The 23,555-nt window shown below is 60.6% G+C and carries 18 protein-coding genes; 6 read left to right on the top strand and 12 right to left on the bottom strand.

The window, feature by feature from the left end; translation table 11 throughout:
• Positions 1-86: 86 nt before the first annotated feature.
• Positions 87-959 carry a LysR substrate-binding domain-containing protein gene (locus tag ACR0LW_RS05975; RefSeq protein ID WP_480881902.1) on the top strand — a complete coding sequence of 291 codons (873 nt, stop codon included), beginning with the start codon at positions 87-89 and terminating at the stop codon, positions 957-959.
• Positions 960-1,082: 123 nt separating this feature from the next.
• Here ACR0LW_RS05975 and ACR0LW_RS05970 read toward each other — a convergent pair whose 3' ends face one another.
• The 6 genes from ACR0LW_RS05970 to ACR0LW_RS05945 all read right to left on the bottom strand — a co-directional run bounded on the left by ACR0LW_RS05970 (position 1,083) and on the right by ACR0LW_RS05945 (position 7,089).
• Positions 1,083-2,753 (bottom strand): BCCT family transporter, encoded by a 1,671-nt coding sequence (locus tag ACR0LW_RS05970; RefSeq protein ID WP_480881901.1) that lies wholly within the window; start codon positions 2,751-2,753, stop codon positions 1,083-1,085.
• A gap of 84 nt (positions 2,754-2,837) precedes the next feature.
• On the bottom strand, positions 2,838-3,149 hold the full coding sequence (locus ACR0LW_RS05965) for a non-heme iron oxygenase ferredoxin subunit (protein WP_480584181.1): 312 nt from the start codon (positions 3,147-3,149) through the stop codon (positions 2,838-2,840).
• Positions 3,150-3,153: 4 nt separating this feature from the next.
• Positions 3,154-4,455 (bottom strand): M24 family metallopeptidase, encoded by a 1,302-nt coding sequence (locus ACR0LW_RS05960; protein WP_480881900.1) that lies wholly within the window; start codon positions 4,453-4,455, stop codon positions 3,154-3,156.
• Entirely contained in the window at positions 4,452-5,300 is an 849-nt protein-coding gene (locus ACR0LW_RS05955; RefSeq protein ID WP_480881899.1) for a 3-methyl-2-oxobutanoate hydroxymethyltransferase, read from the bottom strand. Before ACR0LW_RS05955 ends, ACR0LW_RS05960 begins: the two co-directional genes overlap by 4 nt.
• Positions 5,301-6,329: a fatty acid desaturase gene (locus ACR0LW_RS05950; protein ID WP_480881898.1), complete on the bottom strand. Its 1,029-nt coding sequence runs from the start codon at positions 6,327-6,329 to the stop codon at positions 5,301-5,303. It abuts the gene before it with no gap.
• Between the two features lie 4 nt (positions 6,330-6,333).
• Positions 6,334-7,089, bottom strand: coding sequence for a class II aldolase and adducin N-terminal domain-containing protein (locus ACR0LW_RS05945; protein WP_480881897.1), 756 nt, complete (start codon positions 7,087-7,089; stop codon positions 6,334-6,336).
• 106 nt (positions 7,090-7,195) lie between these two features.
• Here ACR0LW_RS05945 and ACR0LW_RS05940 point away from each other — a divergent pair, with 106 nt between their 5' ends.
• Positions 7,196-8,077, top strand: coding sequence for a LysR family transcriptional regulator (locus tag ACR0LW_RS05940; RefSeq protein WP_480881896.1), 882 nt, complete (start codon positions 7,196-7,198; stop codon positions 8,075-8,077).
• Between the two features lie 89 nt (positions 8,078-8,166).
• Positions 8,167-8,814 (top strand): GntR family transcriptional regulator, encoded by a 648-nt coding sequence (locus ACR0LW_RS05935; RefSeq protein WP_480881895.1) that lies wholly within the window; start codon positions 8,167-8,169, stop codon positions 8,812-8,814.
• A 91-nt stretch (positions 8,815-8,905) separates the two neighbouring features.
• Here the strand turns inward: ACR0LW_RS05935 and ACR0LW_RS05930 are convergent, their stop codons facing one another.
• On the bottom strand, positions 8,906-10,270 hold the full coding sequence (locus ACR0LW_RS05930; protein ID WP_480881894.1) for an FAD-dependent oxidoreductase: 1,365 nt from the start codon (positions 10,268-10,270) through the stop codon (positions 8,906-8,908).
• A 154-nt stretch (positions 10,271-10,424) separates the two neighbouring features.
• Here ACR0LW_RS05930 and ACR0LW_RS05925 point away from each other — a divergent pair, with 154 nt between their 5' ends.
• On the top strand, positions 10,425-11,567 hold the full coding sequence (locus ACR0LW_RS05925; protein WP_170622549.1) for a mandelate racemase/muconate lactonizing enzyme family protein: 1,143 nt from the start codon (positions 10,425-10,427) through the stop codon (positions 11,565-11,567).
• A gap of 277 nt (positions 11,568-11,844) precedes the next feature.
• Here ACR0LW_RS05925 and ACR0LW_RS05920 read toward each other — a convergent pair whose 3' ends face one another.
• Positions 11,845-13,329 (bottom strand): caspase family protein, encoded by a 1,485-nt coding sequence (locus ACR0LW_RS05920; protein ID WP_480881893.1) that lies wholly within the window; start codon positions 13,327-13,329, stop codon positions 11,845-11,847.
• Positions 13,330-13,498: 169 nt separating this feature from the next.
• Between ACR0LW_RS05920 and ACR0LW_RS05915 the strand changes: the two genes are divergently transcribed.
• Positions 13,499-14,536, top strand: a complete 1,038-nt coding sequence (locus tag ACR0LW_RS05915; RefSeq protein ID WP_480881892.1) for an OmpA family protein — start codon at positions 13,499-13,501, stop codon at positions 14,534-14,536.
• A 29-nt stretch (positions 14,537-14,565) separates the two neighbouring features.
• Here the strand turns inward: ACR0LW_RS05915 and ACR0LW_RS05910 are convergent, their stop codons facing one another.
• From ACR0LW_RS05910 to ACR0LW_RS05895, 4 genes are all read right to left on the bottom strand, one after another.
• Positions 14,566-16,497, bottom strand: coding sequence for a caspase family protein (locus ACR0LW_RS05910; RefSeq protein WP_480881891.1), 1,932 nt, complete (start codon positions 16,495-16,497; stop codon positions 14,566-14,568).
• A gap of 19 nt (positions 16,498-16,516) precedes the next feature.
• The gene (locus ACR0LW_RS05905; RefSeq protein WP_480881890.1) at positions 16,517-20,023 is read right to left on the bottom strand and encodes a two-partner secretion domain-containing protein; all 3,507 of its coding nucleotides are present in this window, start codon (positions 20,021-20,023) and stop codon (positions 16,517-16,519) included.
• A 13-nt stretch (positions 20,024-20,036) separates the two neighbouring features.
• On the bottom strand, positions 20,037-21,749 hold the full coding sequence (locus ACR0LW_RS05900; RefSeq protein ID WP_480881889.1) for a ShlB/FhaC/HecB family hemolysin secretion/activation protein: 1,713 nt from the start codon (positions 21,747-21,749) through the stop codon (positions 20,037-20,039).
• A gap of 206 nt (positions 21,750-21,955) precedes the next feature.
• Positions 21,956-22,795: a M15 family metallopeptidase gene (locus tag ACR0LW_RS05895; protein ID WP_480873408.1), complete on the bottom strand. Its 840-nt coding sequence runs from the start codon at positions 22,793-22,795 to the stop codon at positions 21,956-21,958.
• A gap of 166 nt (positions 22,796-22,961) precedes the next feature.
• Here ACR0LW_RS05895 and ACR0LW_RS05890 point away from each other — a divergent pair, with 166 nt between their 5' ends.
• A complete protein-coding gene (locus tag ACR0LW_RS05890) occupies positions 22,962-23,537 on the top strand; it encodes an OmpA family protein (RefSeq protein WP_170622542.1) in 576 nt (191 codons plus the stop codon).
• The last annotated feature ends 18 nt before the right edge of the window (positions 23,538-23,555 follow it).

Genomic DNA, 23,555 nt, shown 5'->3' with positions numbered 1-23,555 from the left:
GGAACAGAACCAGCTATGCATGGCGATCAGGCTTTGAAAATCGAGTTTTTCTTTCCCATGCGTTCAAGAATTTTGTACGAAAAACTATGCGCACCCTGTTCCGCCATCACGATCTTCTCAGGCAGTTTGTTGAAATTGCCCGCTACCCGAGTTTCTCTGACGCCGCCGAGGCGCTCAACATGACCAAGGGGGCCATCAGCTATCAGATCAAAACGCTGGAAGGTGATCTGGGCATGGCCTTGTTTCGGCGCACGCCGCGCGGGGTTGCTTTGACCGGTGAAGGGCTGAAGGTCCTGGCCGCCTGCCAGACGCATTACGAGGGGATCGAGGCCGGATTGCTTGCCCTGAAGGGCACAACATCGAAAACCCTGACTGTGGGCGTTTCGACCTATTTCGCGGCGCGTTGGCTGTCGCCCCGGCTGATGTCCTTCATGCAAAGCCATCAGGACGTCCAGCTGCGAATTCAACCCATGGTGCAGTTCTCGGGGCAAGAGTTGCAGGATGTCGATCTGGCCATTCGCTGGGGCAACGGAAACTGGCAGGACGGCGTGGTCACGCCATTCATGCCCATCCGATCGTTCCCAGTTGGCAATGCAGAAGCCGCGCAGCTGGTCGCTCAACTGGGCATCGGGAACGCAATCTCGCGTTTGACGCTGCTGCGGGATCGCGACGACAGCAACGCCTGGTCCGAGTGGTTGACCCTGGCGGGCCTGCCCCTGCAAACTAGGCGGGACGCGTTGATTGTGCCGGACCCGAACGTGCGGGCGCAGGCTGTGATCGACGGTCAGGGCATCGCCTTGATGGATGATTTTGTCAGCGACGAACTGGGCACTGGCAGATTGGCCCGGCTGTCAGATATTGTGCTGTCCGACTACGGCTATTTCCTGTTCAGACCGCATCACGTTGTTGAAACCGAAACCGCCCGGCTGTTTTCCGATTGGTTGCAGGGTCAGACCTGAGGGGGCGTTTGCACTGGCTGGGATGAGAAGGCCATTCTCTGGCACCAAAGGTTCGGACTATTGCCGCCCTTTAGCCGGGAAAAATGGGCCGCCGAAACCGGCGGCCCATATCTATATGCCGCGTTATTCGGCGGCAACTTCGTCGTTTACGGTGCTTTTCACACCTGCGGCCTGGCGTTTGCCATCCATGTAGATCGCCTTCAGGACCGAGATGCCCATCAGAACCATCACAAGGCTGAACGGAAGTGCTCCGATCACCATGGCCGTCTGGATCGCCGACAAGCCGCCCGCGATGATCAGACCGCCGACAACCAGCGCCATGGCAACACCCCAGAACAGGATGTGCGGGCGGGCTTTCGGGCCTTCGTCACCGGCTGCGTTGATCGTGTTGATGATCAGAACGCCCGAGTCCGCCGTAGTGACCAGATAGGTCAGCAGCAGGACCATGACGACCAGGGACATGACCCAGGCCATACCCTCGCTCAGCATCACGCCCAGCATGGCGAACAGCTGATCCGCCTGACCGGCATCCAGAATGGCGCGGTTGGCATCGCCGTTCAGTTCCAGATCAATGGCGGTGCCGCCAACCATCGAGAACCAGACAAAGCACATCAGGCCGGGGATGAACATCGCGCCGATCACGTATTCACGCACGGTACGACCGCGCGAAACGCGGGCAAGGAACAGGCCCACAAACGGCGCGAATGCGATCCACCACGCCCAGTAGAAGATGTTCCAGCCACCCTGCCAGCTGGCCAGCTGATCGGCCACCGAGCCTTCGACGCCATCGCTGCTCCAGACGTTGAACAGGATCCATGGCAAGTTGGTGATATAGTCGAAAATCCCGACAACCAGCGCCTGCAGACCAAAGAAGGTCGAGCCGAAGATCAGGAAGAAGGCCAACAGGAAGAAGCTGAGGCCCATGTTCAGGTTCGACAGCCACTTGATGCCTTTTCCCACACCGGACAGCGCCGACAGGGTCGAGGCGCCCATGATCACGAACAGCGAGAAGATGATCGCCGCCTTGGACACGGTGCGCGTTCCTTCGGCATCAACGGTATAAAGCCATTCGCCAAAGCCGATCCGGTACAGGCCGGACACGAACTGATCGACGCCAAAGCCCAGCGTTTGCGCCATACCCAGAATGGTTGCGACAACCGCCACAACGTCAACCAGGTGGCCCAGCGGACCGGACAGCGCCTTGCCAAAGATCGGGGTCAGACCCGAACGGATGGTCAGCGGCAGGCCGCGACGGTACGAGAAATAGCCCAGCGACAGGCCGACAACCGCGTAAGAGGCCCAAGCCGCCACGCCCCAATGGGTAAATGACCAGATATAGGCGTCACGGACGTTGCCCAGCGTTTCGCCTTCGGTCAGGCCCATGATGGTCGAGGGGTTGGATTTGAAGTGATAGATGGGCTCGGCTGTTGCAAAGGTCAGCATCCCGATACCGATCCCGGCACCGAACATCATCGAAAACCATGAGAAGTTCGAGAACTCGGGCTTGTCATCGTCCAGGCCCAGTTTCAGCCGCCCGGATGCGGGCCAGACCGCCAGCGCCAGACAGGTCAGCACGTAGAACGCCATGGCGTAGACGTACCAGTAGTTGAACGTGGACAGAATGAACGAGTTTATCCCGCCAAGAAAGGCGGCAGCATTATCAGGGAAGGCCACAGCCCAGATGATAATGATGCCCACGATCAATTTGGCCGAGACGGTTACGTCCTTTGTAAACCCTCGATAAAAGCCGCTATCTGCGACCTTAATGGGCAGATCCATTAGGGGTGGTTTCATGTTTCTCCTCCTGTAGACTTAGTTTTCTTAGTTGCTGGCTGATGGACCCGCCGCATGGAAGCGACAGGTCATCAGCCGCGCGCGTCATCCGAGCTGCACAAAAACGTGACCGTTTTCGATTTTGACGGGATAGGTTTTCAGGTCTTCGGTACAGGGCGCGGACAGCGCCTTGCCGGTGCAGATGTCGAACCGTCCGCCATGCAGCGGGCACTCGATCACGCAGTCGATGACCAGACCGTCCTCAAGGTGCTGTTCTTCGTGGGTGCAGTGCCCATCGGTGGCAAAGAAGCCTTTTTCGGTGTTGTAGATCGCATAGGTCTGACCGCCGTGATCCCAGCGGATCAGGTCTTCCTCGTCGATGTCATCGGTGCTGCACGCTTCAATCCAGTTGCTCATGTGCCTAGACCTCTTTCGTCATCAGTTCTTCTTCAAAGGGATACCGCGACAGGGTTATGGGTCCGCTTTCCGTGACCAACACCATGTCTTCGAGTTTCACGCCCTCGACCCCGCCAACCTCGCCGATATAGCTTTCGACGCAGATCACCATGCCGGGCTCAAGCTCGCCGTCATAAAATTCCGGGTGATCGGGGGAATGCAGGATCACCGGCCATTCATCGGCCATGCCCAGACCGTGCATCATGCAGGGGTAAGGCTGATCGCCAAAGCCCGTGGGCGGCAGGTGGCGGTTCAGCGCGATGTCGGAATAGGCCGCACCGCTTTGAACCAGCTTGGTGTTTTCCATCACCTCTGTATGGGCCATCGTATAAAGGCTTTTCTGATAGTCAGACGGCCGACCCGGCCCGCAGCGGAAGGCGCGTGAAATATCGGCGCCGTAGCTGAACGGCCCGACCATGCCGCAATCGAACACCACCAGATCACCGGCGCGGATCATGCGCGATGAGGCCTCTTGCTGCCACGGGTTCGTCCGCTCGCCCGAGGCCAGCAGGCGGTAATCCAGCCATTCACCGCCACCCTCGATCAGGGCCGACCACATATGTGCCCACAGTTCCTGCTCCATCACGCCGTTACGCAGGTTGTCGCGCATCCGGGTCATGCCATCCTCGGCCACCGCAATGGTCAGGTTCATCGCCAGAATTTCCTCGGGCGATTTGATCTTGCGGGCATGGGCCAGAACCGGGGCAACATCCGACACAGTGTGGCCCTTGTCGACCAGCGCCTGCTCGGCATGGAAACCGGCGCGTTCGATGGCGATTTTCCGTTTGCCCGGGCCGCAATGTTTCTGGATCAGATCATCCATCTGATCGGCCCATTTGCGCGTCCATTCGTCATGGCGCGGACCTGCGAACATATAGGAAAGCGGCAGCAGATCGTCCCGGATCTCGTCGATGGTCTCCAGCGTGCTGCCTGTATTCCGACCCGGTTCCGAGTCGAAATACACCACCGGCCCCTCGGCGGGCATGAACAGATACCCGGCCTGAATATGCATCTGGAACAGGGTACAATTGCGCACGCCGGTGGCGTAGCGGATCGACAGCGGCTCGACCAGAATGATCGCATCAAGGCCTTGCGCCCTGATCTGTTCGCGCAGCCGGTTCTGGCGATACCGGCGCATCCGGGGCACGTCGATCATCCCTTCGGTATCGACGGCCTGCATCGGGGGGGTGATCCAGGCGGCTTGTTCAAGCGTCAGCGGCTGGGGCTTGGCGGCGAAGGCTTGGCTATAGTCGGTGGCGTCGTTCATTGATGGGTCGGCGTCCATTTATCGAGGGCTTCGAGGAATTTCTCTTTCTCGCCCGCATGCATTGAGATGTTGGTTTGCGGATAGGGGAAGTTGCCCGCCGTGACTTCGCGGTGGTATTCACCCAAGGCGGCCACGCGTTCTTCGTGGATCTGCTTGTGCAGACGGCCCACCTGTCCAAAGGCATAGGCGTGTTTCGGTGGCTTATCCTCTTCGCTGGCCTCGCCACAGATGTCCGCCACAAAGGAAAAGATCGCGTCGCCCGCCATGCCGGAGCCCAGCGAGAAGGTGACGACCGAGGTTTTGTCGTTCACGGCCTCGAGCACTTCTTCGGCCAGACATTCAACCTCGACCGCGAAGACGCCGACATCTTCCATGCGTTTCAGCGTGTTCCAGACCTGTATCGCCTCATCCGCCTTGCGGCCAAAGGCGCGCAAGCCGCCGCAATGGTGACTAAACGTGGGGACCAGGCCGATATGGCTTTGCACCGGGATGCCGTCGCTGGCCATACGCTCCATCACGTCGAAGGACCGCAGGGTATAGTACATATCCGCCCCGTGCCGCATCGCCTCATAGGCGTGGGCGACGATCTCATCGTCTGATCCGAACTGCGCCCAGCTTGAGCCCGCGCCGGTGAAATGCGCCGGGGCCAGTTCGCGCACGTCTTCCATCTGATCGGTGCCGACCACGAACAGGTCAATCCCCGCCTCGACACAGGCGGTGATCTGGTCCCGGTCCGCCGGGTTTGCCATCGACAGTTTTTTGCCCGACCCCTTGAGTGCCTTGAGGTCCGCAACCGTATAGTTGCGGACCGCAGGGTTACGACTGAAATCGTAGATGCGCTTCATTTACATTGTCCTTTCCGCGACACGCTCGATCGGCCCGCCGCTGGTGATCATATGAGGGGCCTGCCGGATGGAACCCGCTTTGGTCGACAGGCCCAGCGAACGGCGCAGCGTGACCACGAAGACCTCCCAATTGGTGCGCAGGAAACCGGGGTCGGGTTCGGGCAGTTGATCCTGCACCGCCTCTGCCAGTTTCGGCAGGGCGTGGAACGGCACCTGCGGATAGAGGTGATGTTCGACGTGGTTGTTCATGTTCATATACAGGAAGTTGGCCAGCCAATGCCCCCGGAACGACCGGGTGCTGTCCAGGATCGAGGGCGAGTTTTCCTGCAATTCCACATGCTGGATCAGGGTGAACAGCAGCATGACCGGCGCGCCCATGATGCGCGGGATCACCAGGAACCAGACCGGCCACCAGATGCCAACGAAGGGGGCCACGGCGATCAGCGCATAGATCGCCAGCATGATCCGCGCGTTGCGGGTCATCTTCGCGAACTCGTTCTCGGGCGTTACCATTTTCATGGTGTCGGTGTAGTGACCGATGGCCAGATGCCAGAACACCTGCATGTGAAAGCGCAGCAGGCCAAAGCCGGTGATCTCGGTCATCCAGCCGCCAAAACCCATCGGCGTGTCGAACGGCATCTGGCTGTCTTTGCCAACATGCCATGTATGCGTGTGGTGGTTGGTGTGGGTGTAACGGCGGTGCAGCGGCTCTTCCATATAGAGCAGCGAGGTGACCCACAGCACGGTCTCATTCAGCCAGCGGGTGCGGAAGGCGGTGCCATGGGCCGCTTCGTGGCTGAAGGAATAGGCGGGCACGGTCAGCACGACGCCATGCACAAACATGGCGGGCCAGACCCACAGCGTCCCGAGGCTCAGCCAGACCAGCGCGCCGGTCAGGCCAAGGGCCACCGCCCATTTGGCCAGATAGATCAGACCCGGACGATCAGACCGGGCAGCGATGGATTTCAGGGTCTTCTTGTCCAGCTTGACGCCGGAAGAAGCCGCATTCGTTGGGACGTAGTCTGGCATGAACTCAGCTCGCGTAGTCGTCGTTTTCGTGGTCTAGAATGGCTTTCAGTTCGGCCAGATGGCGTTCCGCCTGACCGGGGTAGTCTTCCAGTTCCTGTGCGGTTTTCTCGGCGATCTCGTCCGACAGGACGCGCAGCGGCACATTGCATTGCAGCGCGCGGATATAGGTCTCGGCGGCGCGCTCGAAGTAATAGAGACGGTTGAACGTGTCCGCGACGCTGTCGCCCATGACCAGAACGCCGTGGTTGCCCATGATCATGACCTTTTTCTTCGGGTCCTGCAGGGCGGCGGCGCAGCGCGCGCCTTCGTCGTCGAAAGCCAGCCCACCGAAATTTTCGTCGACCACATAGCGGTTGAAGAAGGTCGCGGTGTTCTGGTCGATCGGCGGCAGGGTGCTGTCGGCCAGACAGGCCAGAACGGTGGAATAGATCGAATGCACATGCATCAGACAGCGGTGATGCGGGCAGCCGCGATGAACCGAGCCATGCAGCCCCCACGCCGTCGGGTCCGGGGCGCCGGGACGGTCCAGCGTTTCGGGGTCGTTCGCATCCAGCAACAACAGGTCCGACGCCCGGATGCGGCTGAAATGCATCTGATTGGGGTTCATCAGGAACTGGGTTCCGTCCTCATTGACCGCCAGGGAAAAATGGTTGGCGACCGCCTCATGCATGTTCAGCCGCGCCGTCCAGCGGAACGTTGCCGCCAGATCCGCCCGTTCCGCCCAGTGTGATAGGTTTTCGCTATGCGCGGTTTGCAGCATTGGCCCTCTCCTCCTGAATTCAAAAAGAGATGCCTCAGGATGGGCTTTGGTGACAAATGATGAATCTTTGGCTATTCTATTAGAAAAATTAATGGAGTGATCGCGAATGATCGACCCGGCGTCGGGCCTTCCCCCGCTGACATGGCTGCGCGCCTTTGAAGAAAGCGCCCGTCATCTGAACTTCACCCGCGCGGCCAATGAACTTGGGCTGACGCAATCAGCGGTCAGCCAGCATGTGCGAAACCTCGAAGCTTATCTGGGCCGGGACTTATTTATCCGCAAAACCAGAGTGTTAGAGCTGACCGAGGATGGCGCGAACTATCTGCCCAGCATCCGCGAGGCCTTTGCCCTGATCGCCAGCGGGACCCGTGCCTTTACCGGCTCTCCCAGCGGCGAGATCGTGCGCGTGCAGTGCAACATGGCGTTTTCCGTCTTCTGGCTGACCCCGCGCCTGCACCGGCTTTATGCGCGCTATCCGTGGCTTGTTCTCGATATTGTGACCCCGATCTGGGACCCCGAGCGCCACGCATCACAGGCGGCGATGGAAATCCGGTTTGGACGGCCCGAGGAAATGCTCGAGTCCGCCGAACGCTTGTCCACCGACAATTTCTTTCCGGTCTGCACACCCGGTTATCAAGGCGGAAACATCGACCTGAATACGGCGGTTCTGTTCGATTGCGCCGGAACAACCGGAACATGGGATGCCTGGAGCAAGGCCAGCAACATCCCGTTCAGCAGATCCGGAAATGTCAATCTGGCCTCGACCTACGTGATTTCGATCACGGCGGCGCTCAACAATGCCGGGATGGCAATGACCCATGACACGTTGGTGTCCGATCTGCTGGCAAAGGGGCAGTTGGTCCGGCCATTCGAGGCGTCGGTCAAACAGGTCGAAGGGTATTACCTGTTCCCTCCGTCCCCGCATGCGATGACCCCAGCGCGCGAGACTTTCCTGAACTGGCTGCGCGAGGAAACCGAAAAGCCATGACTGCACGCCTTGGGACTCTGAACTGGCAGAAGAGGACGGCTTGGCATAATAAGGGCTGACCCTGATATATGAATTGATCGGAGTTTGGTGTGACAGACACGGAAAAGGCGTATGAAGCGCTTGAGGCGATGGTGGTTATCGGCCAGCTGACCCCCGGCGGCCTGTATACCGAACGCGAGTTGGGCGAGATGTTGAACCTTGGGCGTACTCCGGTCCGTGAGGCGCTGCAGAAGCTGGCACATGAAGGTATGCTCGAGGTTCAGTCGCGCCGCGGCATTCAGGTTCCGCAGATCAGCGCGGGCGATCAGCTCAAACTGCTGAAGGTCCGCCGCGCGGTCGAGGCAATCTGTGTCGAATCCGCCTGCGACAATGCCTCGGACCATCAGCGCAAGGAACTGGCCGCTCTGGCCGACGACCTGCCCCGCATGGCGCAGAATGTGGAAAACCGTACCGATTTTCTGAAAACCCTGCGCACGGCGCATGAGGCACTGACGGATGCAGCCGAGAACCCCTATCTGATCCACGCAATGCGCCCGGTTCAGGGCCTGTCGCGACGGTTTTGGTTCTTCAACGCGACCTTTGACGATTATCAGAAGGCCGCCGGTCTGCACGCCGCGATTTTGCGCGCCGTCAGCTCTGGCGACCGGGCGGCGGCCTGCGCTGCATCCCATGCGCTGATCGATTACCTTGAAGAATTTGCCAGGGCGACCATCGACCTGCGCCCTGCCATGGGCTGATCCCGGTACGCCTTGGTCAGCCGCCGTCCGGAATGCTTCGGCGCCAAACGACGGCCCCAAGGCGCATTCCGGGACGGCACCGAAAGCGCGGTTACAGGCGCGCGCCTTCTTGGTTCAGAAGGGTGCGGATATCGGCGCCCTTGATGTCGCGGATGGCGATACCTTCGTTGATCGACAGATCGGTCGCCAACGCGGCAGCGTGGCCATAGCCAAAGCACTGCGCGGTCACACGGGCCGAGGCCAGCGCCTCATGCTCGGCCGACAGGCAGCGGCCCGCGACGATGATGTTTTCGCCCTGCACCGGCACCAGCGTGCCATAGGGGATTTCGTAGGTGTCATCGAACAGCCACTCGACCTTGGGCTTGGTGCCGGAATGCAGCTCGATCGGCCAGGGTGAAGCGGCGATGGCGTCGGGCGATTTGCCCCGGCCCAGCACGTCGTCATTGGTCAGGGTGGCGATGCCGGTCACGGTGCGGGTCTGGCGGATGCCGATCTCGACCCCGGTGTCGTTGACATAGCCCTCTTCGCCGCCGGGAATGTGCTGGCGCAGGAAGTTCGCGTATTCGCGCACCTGCAGACGGGCGACCAACTCGCCCTCGGAATGGTCAACCGGGTTGGTCACATCCAGATCGCGCCCGTCAAAGCCCAGAATGCGGGTGGCGTTCACCATCAGCTCGCCCGGGCGGGTGGTCGGGAAAATCCAGATCTTCTTGCGCGGCAGGCGACGGCCTTCATTGTCGGCCGCGATCAGCTTGTCGATCACCTTTTGCGGGCTGATCGTATCCTCGCCCCAGTAATCACAGAACCGGTCCACGTCGATGCCGCCCATGCGGAAGATCATGGTCGGGTTCTGGATCGCGCCATTGTTGCCCTTGGTGGTGGCAAAACCGGCACGGTGGATCACGTCACCATCACCCGAGGCGTCGATGATCCGCTTGGCCCGTACCTGCGCCAGCCCGGATTTCGAGTTCACGATGACGCCGCCAAACGCGTCGCCTTCCATCAGCACGCCGACGACCTGCGAGTGATACAGGATCTGAACGCCCGCCTCGCGCAGGAAACCGTCGGCAACCTCGCGCCAGACCAGCGGGTCGTGGGTGACGGTGAAGGTCTTGCCATAGCGTTGCGGCCCGCTGACGCCATTGCGGCTTTCCAACGCGGCGCGGAATTTCTCGGCCCAGCCAAAGACCACCTGCTCGGGCGCGGCCTTTTCATTCTCGGTCGACAGGAACATGCCGCAGATCGTGCCGGACAGGCCCGCCACGGCCCCGCCGCCGCAGAACCCATAGCGTTCGATCACCAGAACCGAGCGCCCCTTGCGCCCCAGCGTTTCAGCCGCCGCAACACCGGCGGCCCCACCGCCCACGACAACAACATCGACATCGGCGAACACGGGAAGAGTGCTGTCCGCGCTGTCCTTATAGGTGCTCTGCCACTGCGTTTCAAAGCTGGCCATCTGCGGTCTCCTCTACAACTGACTGCCATTTGGGCGGTGATCGATTTTTGGCGCATTAATTGATATATCTATTGATCGTCAATAGTCTTTGACATAGTTGAGTAGAGCGTAGCAACGCAATTCAACCTCAACCCCCGCATCCGAGGGCGCGCAAATGACTGAAATGACAGAAGATCGTTTTGGTAAGATCGAAAGAATCCAGGTCTATGTGGTCAAGACCGGAATCCCCAAATTCTCATGGTCGCCGACCATGCCCGCACTGCTGACGACGAATACAATCGCCAGAATCACCACTTCGGACGGGTATGAGGGCGCGGGTGGCGTGTTCTCGTGCACCGAACATGACTTCGACCGCGCCGTGGCCGAAGGGATGCGGCCGCTGCTCAAAGGGCTGCTGGGCCGTGCGGCGCTGCGCCGCGAGGACATCTGGAAATGGATGCAGCTGCGCCGCCTTTCGATCCCCAACACCTCGATCGCCGGGCTGGACATCGCCATGTGGGATCTGGCCGCGAAACGGGCGGACATGCCGCTGTATATGTTCCTCGGCGGCGCGCGCGACCGGGTCAAGGCCTATGCCTCGACCCAGGTATTCGACGGGCCCGAGCCTTATGTGGATCTGATCGACGAGCTGCGCGAACAGGGCTTTGGCGCGTTCAAATTCCACTATAAATGCGAGCCCAACGCCGATATCGACATGATGCGCGCGGTCCATGCCGCCCATGGCGACAAGGGGCTGGATTTCATGTTCGACGCCGACGCCTATTACAGCCACAAGGGCGCGCTGAAAGTGGCCCGGGCGATGCATGAAATGGGCTATGTCTGGCTCGAAGCGCCCTTCCCCGATCACGATCTGGACGGCTATCGCGAGCTGCGCCGCCGCACCGAACTGCCGATCCTGCCGGGCGGCAACACCATCGTCGACCTGCCGAACATCGCCCACGCCATGCGGCACGATTGTTGGGACGGGGTGCGCATCGACGCCACCACCGCGGGCGGCATCACGCCCTCGCGCAAGGTCATGGCGCTGGCCGAGGCCAACAATTTCAACGTCGAGTTCCAAAGCTGGGGCTGCGCCCTGTCGATGGCGGCGAACCTGCACCTGATGCTGGCCTACGACAATTGCGACTATTTCGAAATGCCGGTGCCCTATGCCGACTTTCAGGTCGACGCGCTTGGCCGGATCGAGGTTGACGCTGACGGCTACATCAACGCCTCGGGCGGTGCCGGGCTGGGTCTTGAAATCGACTGGGATGAGGTCGAAGAGATGTCGATCTGCAAGATCGAGGTCCATAGCTGAGCGTTAGCAACCCAGACGTTGGCTTGCTGCGAAACCCATTGCGGCAAGCCGGTCTCAAAAACCATCCAGCGGCAAGCGGCCAGTCGCGTCCAGACGGCCATCCGTCGGGGCGAAGGATGCAAGCGTCATAGAGCGCTCCTTTCGCGCACGGGCTGATAGGCGGGCTGAGTTCGTAAAGGCCGGGCGTGATTCCGAAAGATCTGACTGAGCCGTGGGTTATACGACCAATATACCCAGGATTTGCAAATGGTGATTTTCGGGCGCAATCCAAGGACGCTCAGCCCTGGCACCCGTCAATGGCCCAACGGCGCAGATTGACTTTCAGCCCACCGCCGAACGGATGCTGTTTGGCCACGTTGCCTGCTGCCGGACGTTTGACATAGGTCTGCGCCTGTTCGCACAGCGCGTCAGCGGTCCATTGGTGGCAGTTCGAACAGTTCTGGTTCTTCCACAGTTCATCCGGCAGCCCCTCGATAGGTGGGAATTGCGGTGAGCCTGCGACCAGCTCTTCAATCGTTTTGCCGCGCACATGCGAGTTTCCGAAGGTCAGGACCGACTGCATCGTCACCGCAGCCGAGGCGTCGATGGTGCCGGTGGTCTGGGTGTCGGGGGCCTTCACGTTGGGCTCGGCCTTGCGGGTCATTGTCTCGCCCTGCAACTGCAGCGCCGCCAGCCGTTCGATGGCCTGATCCGAAAACGCGCCGTCCGGGAAGCTGTGCAAATAGACCTCGTAGGAATGAATCGAATCGTCCACCTGCGCCAGTTCGAACATCAGACGGTCGGTTTCATTGGCATCGGCCACTTCGGGCTTTGCCTCGGGGGTCGGAGGCGTCAGGGCGGTGCCGAAGGATTCGGCCAGAACAACCTGCAACAGATCGCTGGCCTTGTCGGCGTGGACGCTTTCGGGAAAGCTGCGCATGAACAGCATGATCTGCACCGGATCGCGCGAGTTCACGGCCTGCTGCCACTGTTCCTCTTCGCTTTGCAGAGATTGAACGATCTGGGTTTCAGTCTCCAGCGAAAACGCGAAATCCTGCGTCAGGGACGAGGTATCCCACGGCGTCTGCAAGCCGCGTGTCTGGTCCAGAACCTCGACCCGGACCTTCTTGAACAGCTGCTCAATCGCCATGCCGGGCGTTTCGATATGTTTGGCCAGGCTCAGGGTAAAGGGACTGTTGCCCGTCTCACCATCCAGCGCGACACCGCCGGGGTCGGTTGCATAGGCCAGAAAGGTGCCGGTGGGCGCCTTCATCTCGGCCAGACCATTGTCGTCCATATCGGCCAGATCTTCGAACGGGTTATTCCGGCAAGCGTCCAGAATCACGATGTTTGTCTTGTTGTTGGCCGAGGCCATCTGATGCAGGACCGAGCGCGCCTCGACCGCCATCAGGTCCAGATCCGCCGGGTCGTCCAGCGACACATCCACCGGCAGCAGATAGTTCGACCCGAAGGACTGCACGCCATGGCCTGCGTAATAAAACAGACCGACCGCATCCTCACCACCGCGCCGCAGATCGCGCCCGAACTGGGAAATGGCCCGCTTCATATCGATCTGATTGCTGTCGGAAAGGTGCCGGACCTCGAACCCCAGCCCTTCCAGCTTTTCGGCCATCAGACGCGCGTCATTGACCGGGTTGTCCAGCGCAGAGACCGAACCATAGGCGGAATTGCCGACCACCAGCGCAATGCGCGGCTCGGCCATGGCCGTTGCCGCCCACGTCATCGCGAAGATCGCAATCAGTATTCTGCACAGTCCAAGCACGTCTGGTTCCTTGATCCTAATCTTCGGCCCTTGCCCGTGATCCGCGGGCATCATTTGACCCGGAAATCCCTTACAAACCTTTTTGGGCTTTCTTATGGCCACGCCCTGCCATATCCCGAAAAAGGTATCAAGAATAGGAAGAGGTTCACACATGCCGCATTCAACCCTGATGCGACTCGTTTCTGCGATAGCCGGGGTGCTGATCGCACAATCCGCGTGGGCACAAAACGTGGATCCGTTCGAACACGGCTGGAAACTGGATGCCGCAGCCTCGGAACTGCAATTCCTGTCGGTGAAAAAGAACTCGGTCGCCGAAAATTCCGGGTTTGCCACATTGTCGGGCGTGATCGGCCCGGACGGGGCGGCGGATATCCGGGTGCAGATGGACAGTGTCGATACCAAGATCGACCTGCGCAACGTGCGGATGCGGTTTCTGTTTTTCGAGACCTTCAACTTCCCCGAGGCCGTGATCACCGCCCAATTGCCGCCCGAACAACTGGTCGATCTGCATCAGTCCCGCCACAAGATCATCGACCTGCCCTATCGGCTGACCCTGCATGGCGTGACCAAGGACAGCGTGGCGCAGGTGGCGATCACTCTGGTCGACAATGACCGGGTGGCGGTGGCGAACACGACGCCGATTGCCATCGCCCTGCCCGATTTCAATCTGGAAGAAGGCCGTGGCAAGCTGCAAGAGGCTGCTGGCGTCGATATCCTGCCCTTTGGTTTTGTCAGCTTCGGCTTTGTCTTCGACCGCGCCAAGGCGGGTACACCGCCGCAACTGGAACTTGTGTCGGCCACGCCGGGTGCGGCCGCGCTGGAAACCAAGGGCGATCTGGACCGCACCGCCTGTGAGGGCCGGATGGAAATCCTGTCGCGCACCGGCAATATCTATTTCAACTCGGGCAGTGCGCGGCTGAAAACTGACTCGATCCCGCTGCTGACCAACCTCTATGACATCGTGGATCGCTGCCCCGAGCTGAAGATCGAAATCGGCGGTCATACGGACAGTGACGGATCGGATGCGGACAACCTTGCCCTCAGCGAGCGTCGCGCCCGTGCGGTGAACACCTACCTTGTCGAAAAAGGCATCGCGCCCGAGCGTCTGGTGACAGTGGGCTATGGCGAAACCCGTCCCGTAGTCTCGAATGACACGGCAGAGGGCAAACGCCGCAACCGCCGGATCGAGTTTGTTCCGGTGAACTGATCCTGCCCTTGCCGGGCGGGGCTTGGCGTTTAGTTCGCGGCCAGAATGACCGGGTCGAACCCGCCACTGCGCCATTGGCGCAGGGCCTCGACAAAGTTCGGCCCCGGTACACCGTCAATGGTGCTGTTGTAGTAACCAGCGGTCTGCAGGAATTTCTGCACCTCCATCAGCGTGTCGCGCGACCACTGGTCCGAGGCGAGCGAGAGCTGATCGAGGATCGCGCCGTTATCCTCAGCCGCACCGCGCAGCAGCATACGCGCGGCCTCCTGCGGATCGCGCGGGATGCCGCGCCCTTCGTCCAGCAGAATGGCGGCGGCCAGATAGCCCTGATATTCGCCATTCTGGGCCGCCTTCTGGAAATAACCAAGCGCCTGCGCGGGCACGCCCGCCACCCCGTCCTGCGCCAGAACGCCCAGATTGAAAGTGGCCTTGGCCGAACCTCCGTCAGCGGCCTGCTGCAACAGGGAAATGGCGCGCGCCTCGTCCTTGGGCACGATCTGGCCTTCGAACAGGGTGACGGCCAGGTTGATCATGGCATCGAAACTGCCCCCGGCGGCGGCCCGTTCATACAGGTCCAGTGCGCGGGTCATGTCCTGCGGCACGCCGGTGCCGCTTTCATGCAGTTGCGCCAGCGAGACCATGGCCCGCAAGTCGCCCTCATCCGCGGCTTGCTTATACAGGGTCACGGCCCGGTCAACATCCCCGGCGGCAATCGTGGCCCGCGCCAGCAGGGCGACGTAATGCGACAACTCCGGCGACTGCGCGGCGGCGGCGCTGCACGCCTGAATCGCGGTCAGGGCGTTTTCCTGCAACCGGGTGAAGGGCACGCCGGGAATGCTGGCGGTGCGGTCCCTTGGGTGGGTCGCGAGACGCTCGCAAATCCCGCCCGGCGTGCTGTCTTCGGGGCGCGGCACCGACGCGATCAACCGTCGCGCCTGATCGACATGGACACCATCGGGGTATTGCTCAAGGTAAAATTCCAGCAAAGGCCGCATCCGGCTGCGTTGGGCCAGTTTCCACAGACGCTCGGCCTGTTCATCCTCTTCCTCGACCGACAGCGCGCGGGTCTGCGGACCCGCCTGCCCGGCGCGATCCAGAAAGGCCACAACCTCATTCACATGCGCGCCTTGCGGGTAGCGGTCGACATAAAGCTGCATCAGCGACGGCTCCTGCGAATTCGCCGCCACCTGCCACAACAGCGTCTCTTCCGAGGCCGTCACAGGGCTGTTGTCAAAACGAAACTGCCGCGTCAGCGACGAGTTGTCCCACGGAATCTGCCGCCCGCCCGTCGAGGTCAGGACATCCTTGCGCACCGAGATCAGCAGGTCCGAGATATCCTGTCCCGGCGTATAGATATGGCTCAGCAGCGCCTCGGTGAAGAAACTGTTCCGACCTGTACCGTCATAGGCCACGTTGTCGGGCTGGGTGGCGTAGGCGAACAGGAAATCCGCTGCGCTGCCGACGCGGGCCAGACCGTTATCGACGCTGATCCCGGCATCCTCGAACGGGTTGTCGCGGCAGGCATCCAGAAACACCAGGCGAATACCGTCGGACCTTTCCATCCGGGTAACGAATTCTTCCATCGCAACGGTCTGTTCAGGGATGTCCGCCGCGCTGGTCAGGTTGGCATCGACCGGAACCAGATAGTTGCGCCCCCCCACCTGAAACCCGTGCCCGGCATAGAAAAACAGCGAGACATCCGAATCCGCCGCTGTCGCGCCATAGGATTCCGCCAGCGACAGCATCTCATCCCGTGTCAGGTCCATCCCCAGAAACACGTCAAACCCCAACCCTTCCAGCGCAAGGGTCAGGTCCGAGGCATCGTTGATCGGGTTGTCCAGCGGGCTGACAGACGCATAGTCCGAATTGCCGATCACAAGGGCCACGCGTTTATCGGCCAGCGCCATGCAGGCACTGATCAGCGTCACCAGAAAGGCCGCACAAAGACGGATCACGAACATAGGCTATGCCTCCGAAGGATTACAGACCGATGGCGCGGCTCAGGCCGATTTCGGCTTGTCCAACGGCCGCCACGATCGACTCTACCTGCTGGTTCTGGACGCTGACAAGTTCCGGATCGGTTGCTCGTATCAATGTGATCGCCTTGCGAATTTCGCGCTGCGCCTGACGGATCTGGCGGCGGGCTTCCTGCACTGCTTCACGACGGATCGCCGCGCGCTCTTCGGCGGTGGTTGCAAGTGCCAGACGGCGGTTGGCGTCATTGCCGGCTTCGCGAATACCGGCGCTGGCGCCGCGAATGATGTCACCCACGGATTCAAGCCCCGGCGGCAGACCGCTGACAATCGCATCCAGATCCGAGGCGTAGTCGTCCATCGCCTCGGCCAGACAGGCCAGATAGGCGCTGACATCGGCCCCTTGCGAGGCACAGGCCGACAGCGTGGCGTCAAAATCCTGCGAGGCGTTGTCGACAGTACCAAGCGCGGTTTCAGCCTCGGTGACGGTGGTTGTGACCGTGCCACCACTGCCACCGCCGGTAATTGTCGTGTCCACAGTCGGCGTGATCTTGATCGTCGGCGTCGGCGGGATGGTGACGATGGTGGTTCCGCCCCCGATCACAGCCGTACCGGGCAAGGCCGCCACCGTATAGACCTGCCCCCCGGAACTGGTCAGCGACGAGGTGTTCAGCGTAAAGGTCGTGGTCCCGGGCGACGTGCTGGCGAAATTCGGCGATCCAAAGATCGGCGATGTGTTCAGACTGTCCGAAGCCGGGCCAAAGCGATAAACCGACGGGCCGCCTGCCACGGTACCGGTGGCCGTTGCGCTGCCGGTTTGCCCCTGCGCCACGACCAGCGGGTTGGGGATGGCAAAGACCACCGGCGACGTGGTGTAGTTCGCCGGGTTCGTGCTGCCGGTGCCCGGTGCCCAGACATTGGCAAAATCCCAACCCTGCGCCGAGGCACGGTTGTAGAAGCTTTGGGTATTTTGCAACTGCGCGGTGGTCAGGCCCGTGCCCCCGGCGCTGGAACTTTGACCGGAGGTCTGGGTGTTCCAGAAGGACGCGCTGACCGACCCGGAATTGCTGCCGACCAACCCGCCAAACGTCGGGGTGTTTATTCCTGAAAAACCAAGACTACCGGTTGAGTACGTGCGGTTAATCGTTCCGCCGACATTCCTGCCGACCAACCCGCCCAATGTCGCTGTAAAGGTCTGCACATCTGTCAGATTGACGCCAAATACATCCGAGGTTGAGTAAGAATCGGTAATCGAGCCCGAGTTCACCCCGACCAGTCCCCCCATAGCATGTCCGCCGGCGGTTGTGCCCAGAACCGCACCCGAGCTGTTGGACCGGATGATCGAGCCCGAGTTGTCTCCGACAAGACCGCCCGCAACAACAAAGTCTGATTCAATTGTAAACACACTCACAGAGGCAGTAGAAAAGCTGTCGATGATGGTCCCGGTATTGAACCCGGCAATGCCACCTGCCTCAAAATCGGTGCTGGTATAGCTGCCGGACACCATGACGCCGGAAATCGTGCCGTTGTTTGATCCCGCCAGAATGCCGCCCTCGGCCGAGGTGACATCGGCATTGGTAACGCTCAGGTTGCGAACGGTGCCGTTCAGATCACCAAAAATGCCACCAAAGGCAAATGCATCGTCGATGAACAGGCTATCAATCGCAAATCGGTTGCCGTCGAGCGTGCCGTCGAAGTCCATCGGCTCAAACCCTCGCGTCCAGCCTGAGGTCACCGAAGCATCGATGTTGTTTGCCAGCTCAAAGTTCTGACTGGACCCACCCAGCCCCTGCAATCCGTAAATGTCGGTCAGCCGGTACGGGTTGCCAGCCGTCCCTGCCCCGCCAAGAACCCGTAGGAAGGTGCCGCCGGATTCGATGGTGAAATCGGCGGCAAAGAAGGATGGCAGGGTGCTGGAAATCTGCTGCCACGATCCGTTCAGCAAGGTGAATGCGCCCACATTCACGATGCCTCCTGCCCCGGTGGTGATCGTGCCCACTGCATCGATGATCAAGCCACCATTGGTGTTGATCGCGCCGTTCAAGACGACGTTGTTGTCTGCAAGCAGCGTCAGGTCGAAACCGGACGTCCAGTCGATATCAGCGTTGATCGTGATGTTGCCGACATCCGGGCCCGTCCCGGACGTATCCAGCGTCACGTCTCCATTCGCAAGGTTTGCCTCAAGCGTTGCTACGTCGATGGTGCCGGGAACCGTGATGTTCGTCGGGTCCAGCAACAGGTGTCCGACCGTTCCCTTTGGTGCGCGCAGATCGGCAAGCCCGCGATAGACCAGATCCTGCTTACCCGACACTTCGGCAAAACCGCCATTGCCGCCCTGCGCCCCGCCACGGGCCGAGATGTTGCCGTGGAACTCGGTCAGAACGTCCGACCAGATGATGATCTCACCGCCATTGCCGCGGTTGCCGCCGTCCGAGATGATCCGGGTGTCGCCATCCACATAGGTCGAATGGGCCGTCTGCAATCCAGCGCCGCCCTGATAGTTTCCGCCGACCCGGATGTTGCCGCCCTCGCCATTACCTGACCCGCTGGCCTTCAGCGTCGCACCACGCAGTGCAATCGCCTCACCCGTGATGGTGATCGATCCGCCATCCTGACCGCGCGCCACCGGGCGGGGCGAACTGGCCACAAGGGTCTTGGCCGAGGTATCGATGCGACCGCTGACCTCAACCGCGCCGCCGCTGCCGCCCAGCACCACCGCCCCGGACACACCGCCGACCGTGCGCGCCTCAATCACGCCGGACATGTTGATCACCTGCCGCGCCGCATTGCGCGCGCTTGCTGCCTTGAGGTGGACGATCCCGCCATCCGCCTCGATCCGGCCCGAGTTGGACACCAGCGCCTCCATCGAGGCATCGTCGCTGTTCGACGGCACCGCAACCTGCAGGAATCCGTCGCCCGACACGTCCAGAGTGACCTTTTCACCGGCCCCAAGACCCACCTTGCCCAAAGGCACACGGATCAGGCCCGAATTGGACACTTTGCCCCCAATCAGCGCCGCATAGCCGCCGGGTACGACCGAGATCGTTCCGGCATTCTCAACCGCAGCCGAGTTGCCATTGCCGTTGTAGCGGTAGCGCCCGTTCAGGAAATCGTCATCCGAGATATTCAGGGTCGAGGCCACAAAGCCCGCCGTGTTCACATGCCCGTTCGGCCCGATAAAAATGCCGTTTGGATTCACCAGATGCACCTGACCGTTGGCGTTCAGTTGTCCGTGGATCTGACTGGTGGTGTCGCCCGTGACCCGGTTCAGGATCACGCTGTTCTTGCCCGGTTGGTTGATATTGACGGTCGAACCCTTGCCAATCGAGAACCCGTTCCAGTTCACGATGGCTGCGCCACTGTTCTGGTTGATGTTCAGTTGAGTGCCGTTGGGCTGGGTGATGACCACATTCCCGGCAGCCACCGTCCCGCCATTGGGCAGCGATTGCGCCATTGCGGTGGTGCCCCAAAGCAGGGCCGAGGCCGAGGCCAGTGCAAAAAGCCCGTGTTTCATAGCTGTCGCGCCGTCAGAACCGGCGGCTTGCAACAATGCTGAAGCGGTTTCCGTCTTCCCCCAGATCATCTCGTTCACCTCTCCCATATTCAACTCGTACCGATCCGGACCGATAGGCCGAATCCTCAATCGTAAACACGTCAAAGCCGACGCCGTAAGAATAAGCCGTTGTTGTGCTTTGCTCAAAAAATGTGGGCTGTTCCACCCCAAGTTCACCATATGCGCCAAATACGTATGGTTTGAAAATAAACGGAAAATCGGCAACCTGAACCTGTTGCGAACGGCCAACCTCACCGCGCAGCACCCAACCATCATCGCCGCGCAGCTCGCCCGCGTCAAATGTGGACAGTTCGTTGCTGCTGGCAATGCTGAATTGTTCCGAGGTCACCAGCGGGTCGCCAAAGCTGGTCTGGACACGACCATTGACGTTCACCGACCAGTTTGCGTTCAGCGGGCGCTGATACTGCGCCGACAGCACCAGCTTGGTAAATTCGGCACTGGCCCCCTGCCGCGACAAAGGCGTATCGCCCGGCCCGACCGAGGCGCTGGCCCCAAAGGCATCCAGCCCGCGCGACAGCACGGCCCCGGCGGTCAGGAAACCGCCATTGGTCTGGTTCCAGCTGGCATCTACAGTCGCCCGCAGCACGCTGAGATCATCGTCATAAATCGGCAGGTTCAGCGAGCCCACCAGCAAATCCTGTGAATCGCTGACCCGATCGAAGATCAGTTGCGAAGATACATTCAGTTTCCGCGTCCGGATCCACGGGTAATACAGCCGCAGCGACAGGCGCTGGAACGTGCTTTCATTGGGCAGAAAATCCGAGTCCGGCTGCGCCACGCTCGATGTGACCTCGGCATTGAAGGTCAGCCCGTCATAGCCGATCGGGAACACGGCCCCCGCCGCCGCGATGCGATATTGCGGATCGCTGGAAAAGAACCGGGTTGGAGAGCCGCCGAGGTTGAAATAGAAGGTCTCGCCCATTTCCAGCGCGCCATTGACCTCAAGCCCCAGGCTCAGGTTCACCGGGCCCAGTTGATCCGACAGGGTGTTATCGAACCCGTAAGAGCCGGTGATCTGCTTGAACTGGCCATCCAGTGTCAGCACCGTGCCGCCCCGCGCGTCGCCTGCAGAAAGCGTCGAGGCCAAACGGATGCCAAACGTATCCCCCGCCAGCAGAAGGGCGCGTTCGATCTGTTGCAGCTTGATGCCACGTTTGCCGATCAGCGGCTTGGTGATCTCAACCACCCGCGCGCGGGCCTGTTCGGGCACTTTCTCGGCGTCGATCCGTTCGATGAACCCGTCGATCACCACGATGCGCAGGGTGCCGCCATCGCGCAGGGTCTGCTGCGGCAGCACAACCCGGCTGAGCACAAAGCCCGCATTGGTATACGCGCCTTCCAACTGGTTGGTGGCGGCAAAAATCTCGGACACGGCAACGCGTTTGCCGGTCAGCCGTTCGACAAAACCGGCATTTGCAGCCTCCATCTGCGGCAAGGCCCCCTCAATCCGGACGCTGCCGACGGTGACAAACAACCGGTCGGCCCCTTCGGGGGCCGGTGCGCCGGGATCGCGCGCAACCGTAACCGGCCCGGTCCCACGTTGATTCTGCGGCTGAAATGTCGAGGGCGCAAGGTTCGACGCGCTTTGTGCCAGTGCCGTCTCTGCCGCGCCGATAACACATAGCGCAGCAAGGGCTGCCAGACACACAAACTGTCGGACCCACATCATATTAAAGGTAACCTTTACGCATTTTCCGACCTGCCCCACGCTGTCGTCTGCAAATAGCAAATCCCAATCAGGGGACCAAAGCAAGGTTGAACTCAAACTTCTCTGGCCACCGTTGAAATTGCCCCACAACCTGAACACAGGTATTCGGCAGCCGTCTGTGTCTGACTTCACAATGTGCCGATTTTATTATCGTTTTTTCGAATTCAGAGCAGCCCGGCCTCAACCCATTCTTCGATCTTGTTGCGGCTGACCTCAAAATGCATCGAATCCTCGCGCCCCCAGGCAGCCCCCCAAACCCAGCCTTCATCGCGGAAGAAATCGGCCAGGATGGTCAGGCCCAGCTGGGTTTTTCCATCACCCAGCGTGTCCAGAACCCCGTCGATGTTCAGATCGACCGCCAAACCGTAAGCATGCGCCGACGCGGATGAGGTCGCCCCGCGAATGCGCCGCACACACAGCGACCCGGCGGTGTTGATACGGTCATACAGGTCCGGGTCCGTGCGCTGAATATTCTCGAAAACATTGCGCAGGGAATCGACAGCCGGTTTCAGCATCCGCACCCGCACGGGGCCTACCTCTTCCAGCACCAGCAGATCTTCCAGTCGCGGGTTGGTCATCGACTGGCACTCATCCGTCAGATCCTCGCGCGGCAGGCCGAACGTGTCGCGCAGGAAGGACGAATTTGCCAGCTCCAGCCCCTTGTTCACGTTGTTGCGGTTGGCGATCAGCACGACCTGCGCGTAAGCGTCGATGATGTCGTTCGGGCTGGACCGGTCAAACCCGTAATCATCAGCGGCCGAATTGTCCTGCGGCACAACGGCCGAGTTGTTTTGCGATCGCGACAGCTCCAGCGACAGGCGTTCGATCTGGTCGCGCATATCCTCGACCTGCTGGCTTAGCATTTCGATCTCGATCCGGGCGCCCGAATCGATGGCGGGGCCTTCGAAATTCTCCTCAAGCGGGACAATCAAAGGGAAAACATACCAGATGATCGGGGCCAGGATGATGGCCACACCCAGAATTATCGCTGGAACGATGCGCATGTCTTTGGATTTTCCTATTTCCGCCGTCTTCTCACCCGAACCTAGAAGCCACCCGTCGGGATGTCACGTCATTGCACCAAAATGAACGTCAGAAGTGTGACTTTCTTCATTGTCGGTTGTCGGGCGCAGGGGTACTCTTTGCGTGAAACAGGTAAGGAATAGGTATATGTCCACGTTTTTTTCGCTGAAATTCATCGGGGCCACGGCTTTTGCCGCCCTGTGCACCACGCAGATCGCGCTGGCGCAATCCAATGATCTGACAGCCGACGAAATCACCGACGCGTTCAACAAGCAAAAGACACGCGGGCTGGTGATCGTGCCCTCGACCGGCGATGACGCCGCAGCAACCGATGATGCCGATACCACCGTCGCTGCCGCGCCGACAGAATACCAGCCGGTTGCCGCCGAAGATCAGGTGAATATCCAGGTCCGGTTCGACTTTGCCTCGGCCGCGCTGCGCGATGATGAAAAGCCCAAGCTGGCCGCCCTGTGCGAGGCGATGAAGGGCGTTGACGTCAACGTCTTCCAGATCATCGGCCACACCGACAGTGCCGGTTCCGCCGAATACAACCAGAACCTGTCGCTGCTGCGCGCCAAAGAGGTCAAGCGTTTCCTCGTCGGCGATTGCGGCATTGCCGATGAACGCCTCGAAGTGCTAGGCGTGGGTGAGGCGGAACCGCTGAACAAGGACAATCCGCGCGCCGATGAAAACCGTCGCGTCGAATTCCAAGCCCTCGGCTGATCGCCACACCACCTGACT

Source organism: Ruegeria sp. N4 (assembly GCF_056531425.1).
Note: the sequence above shows the minus strand (reverse complement) of the source record. Positions and strands in the feature narration are given on the sequence as shown.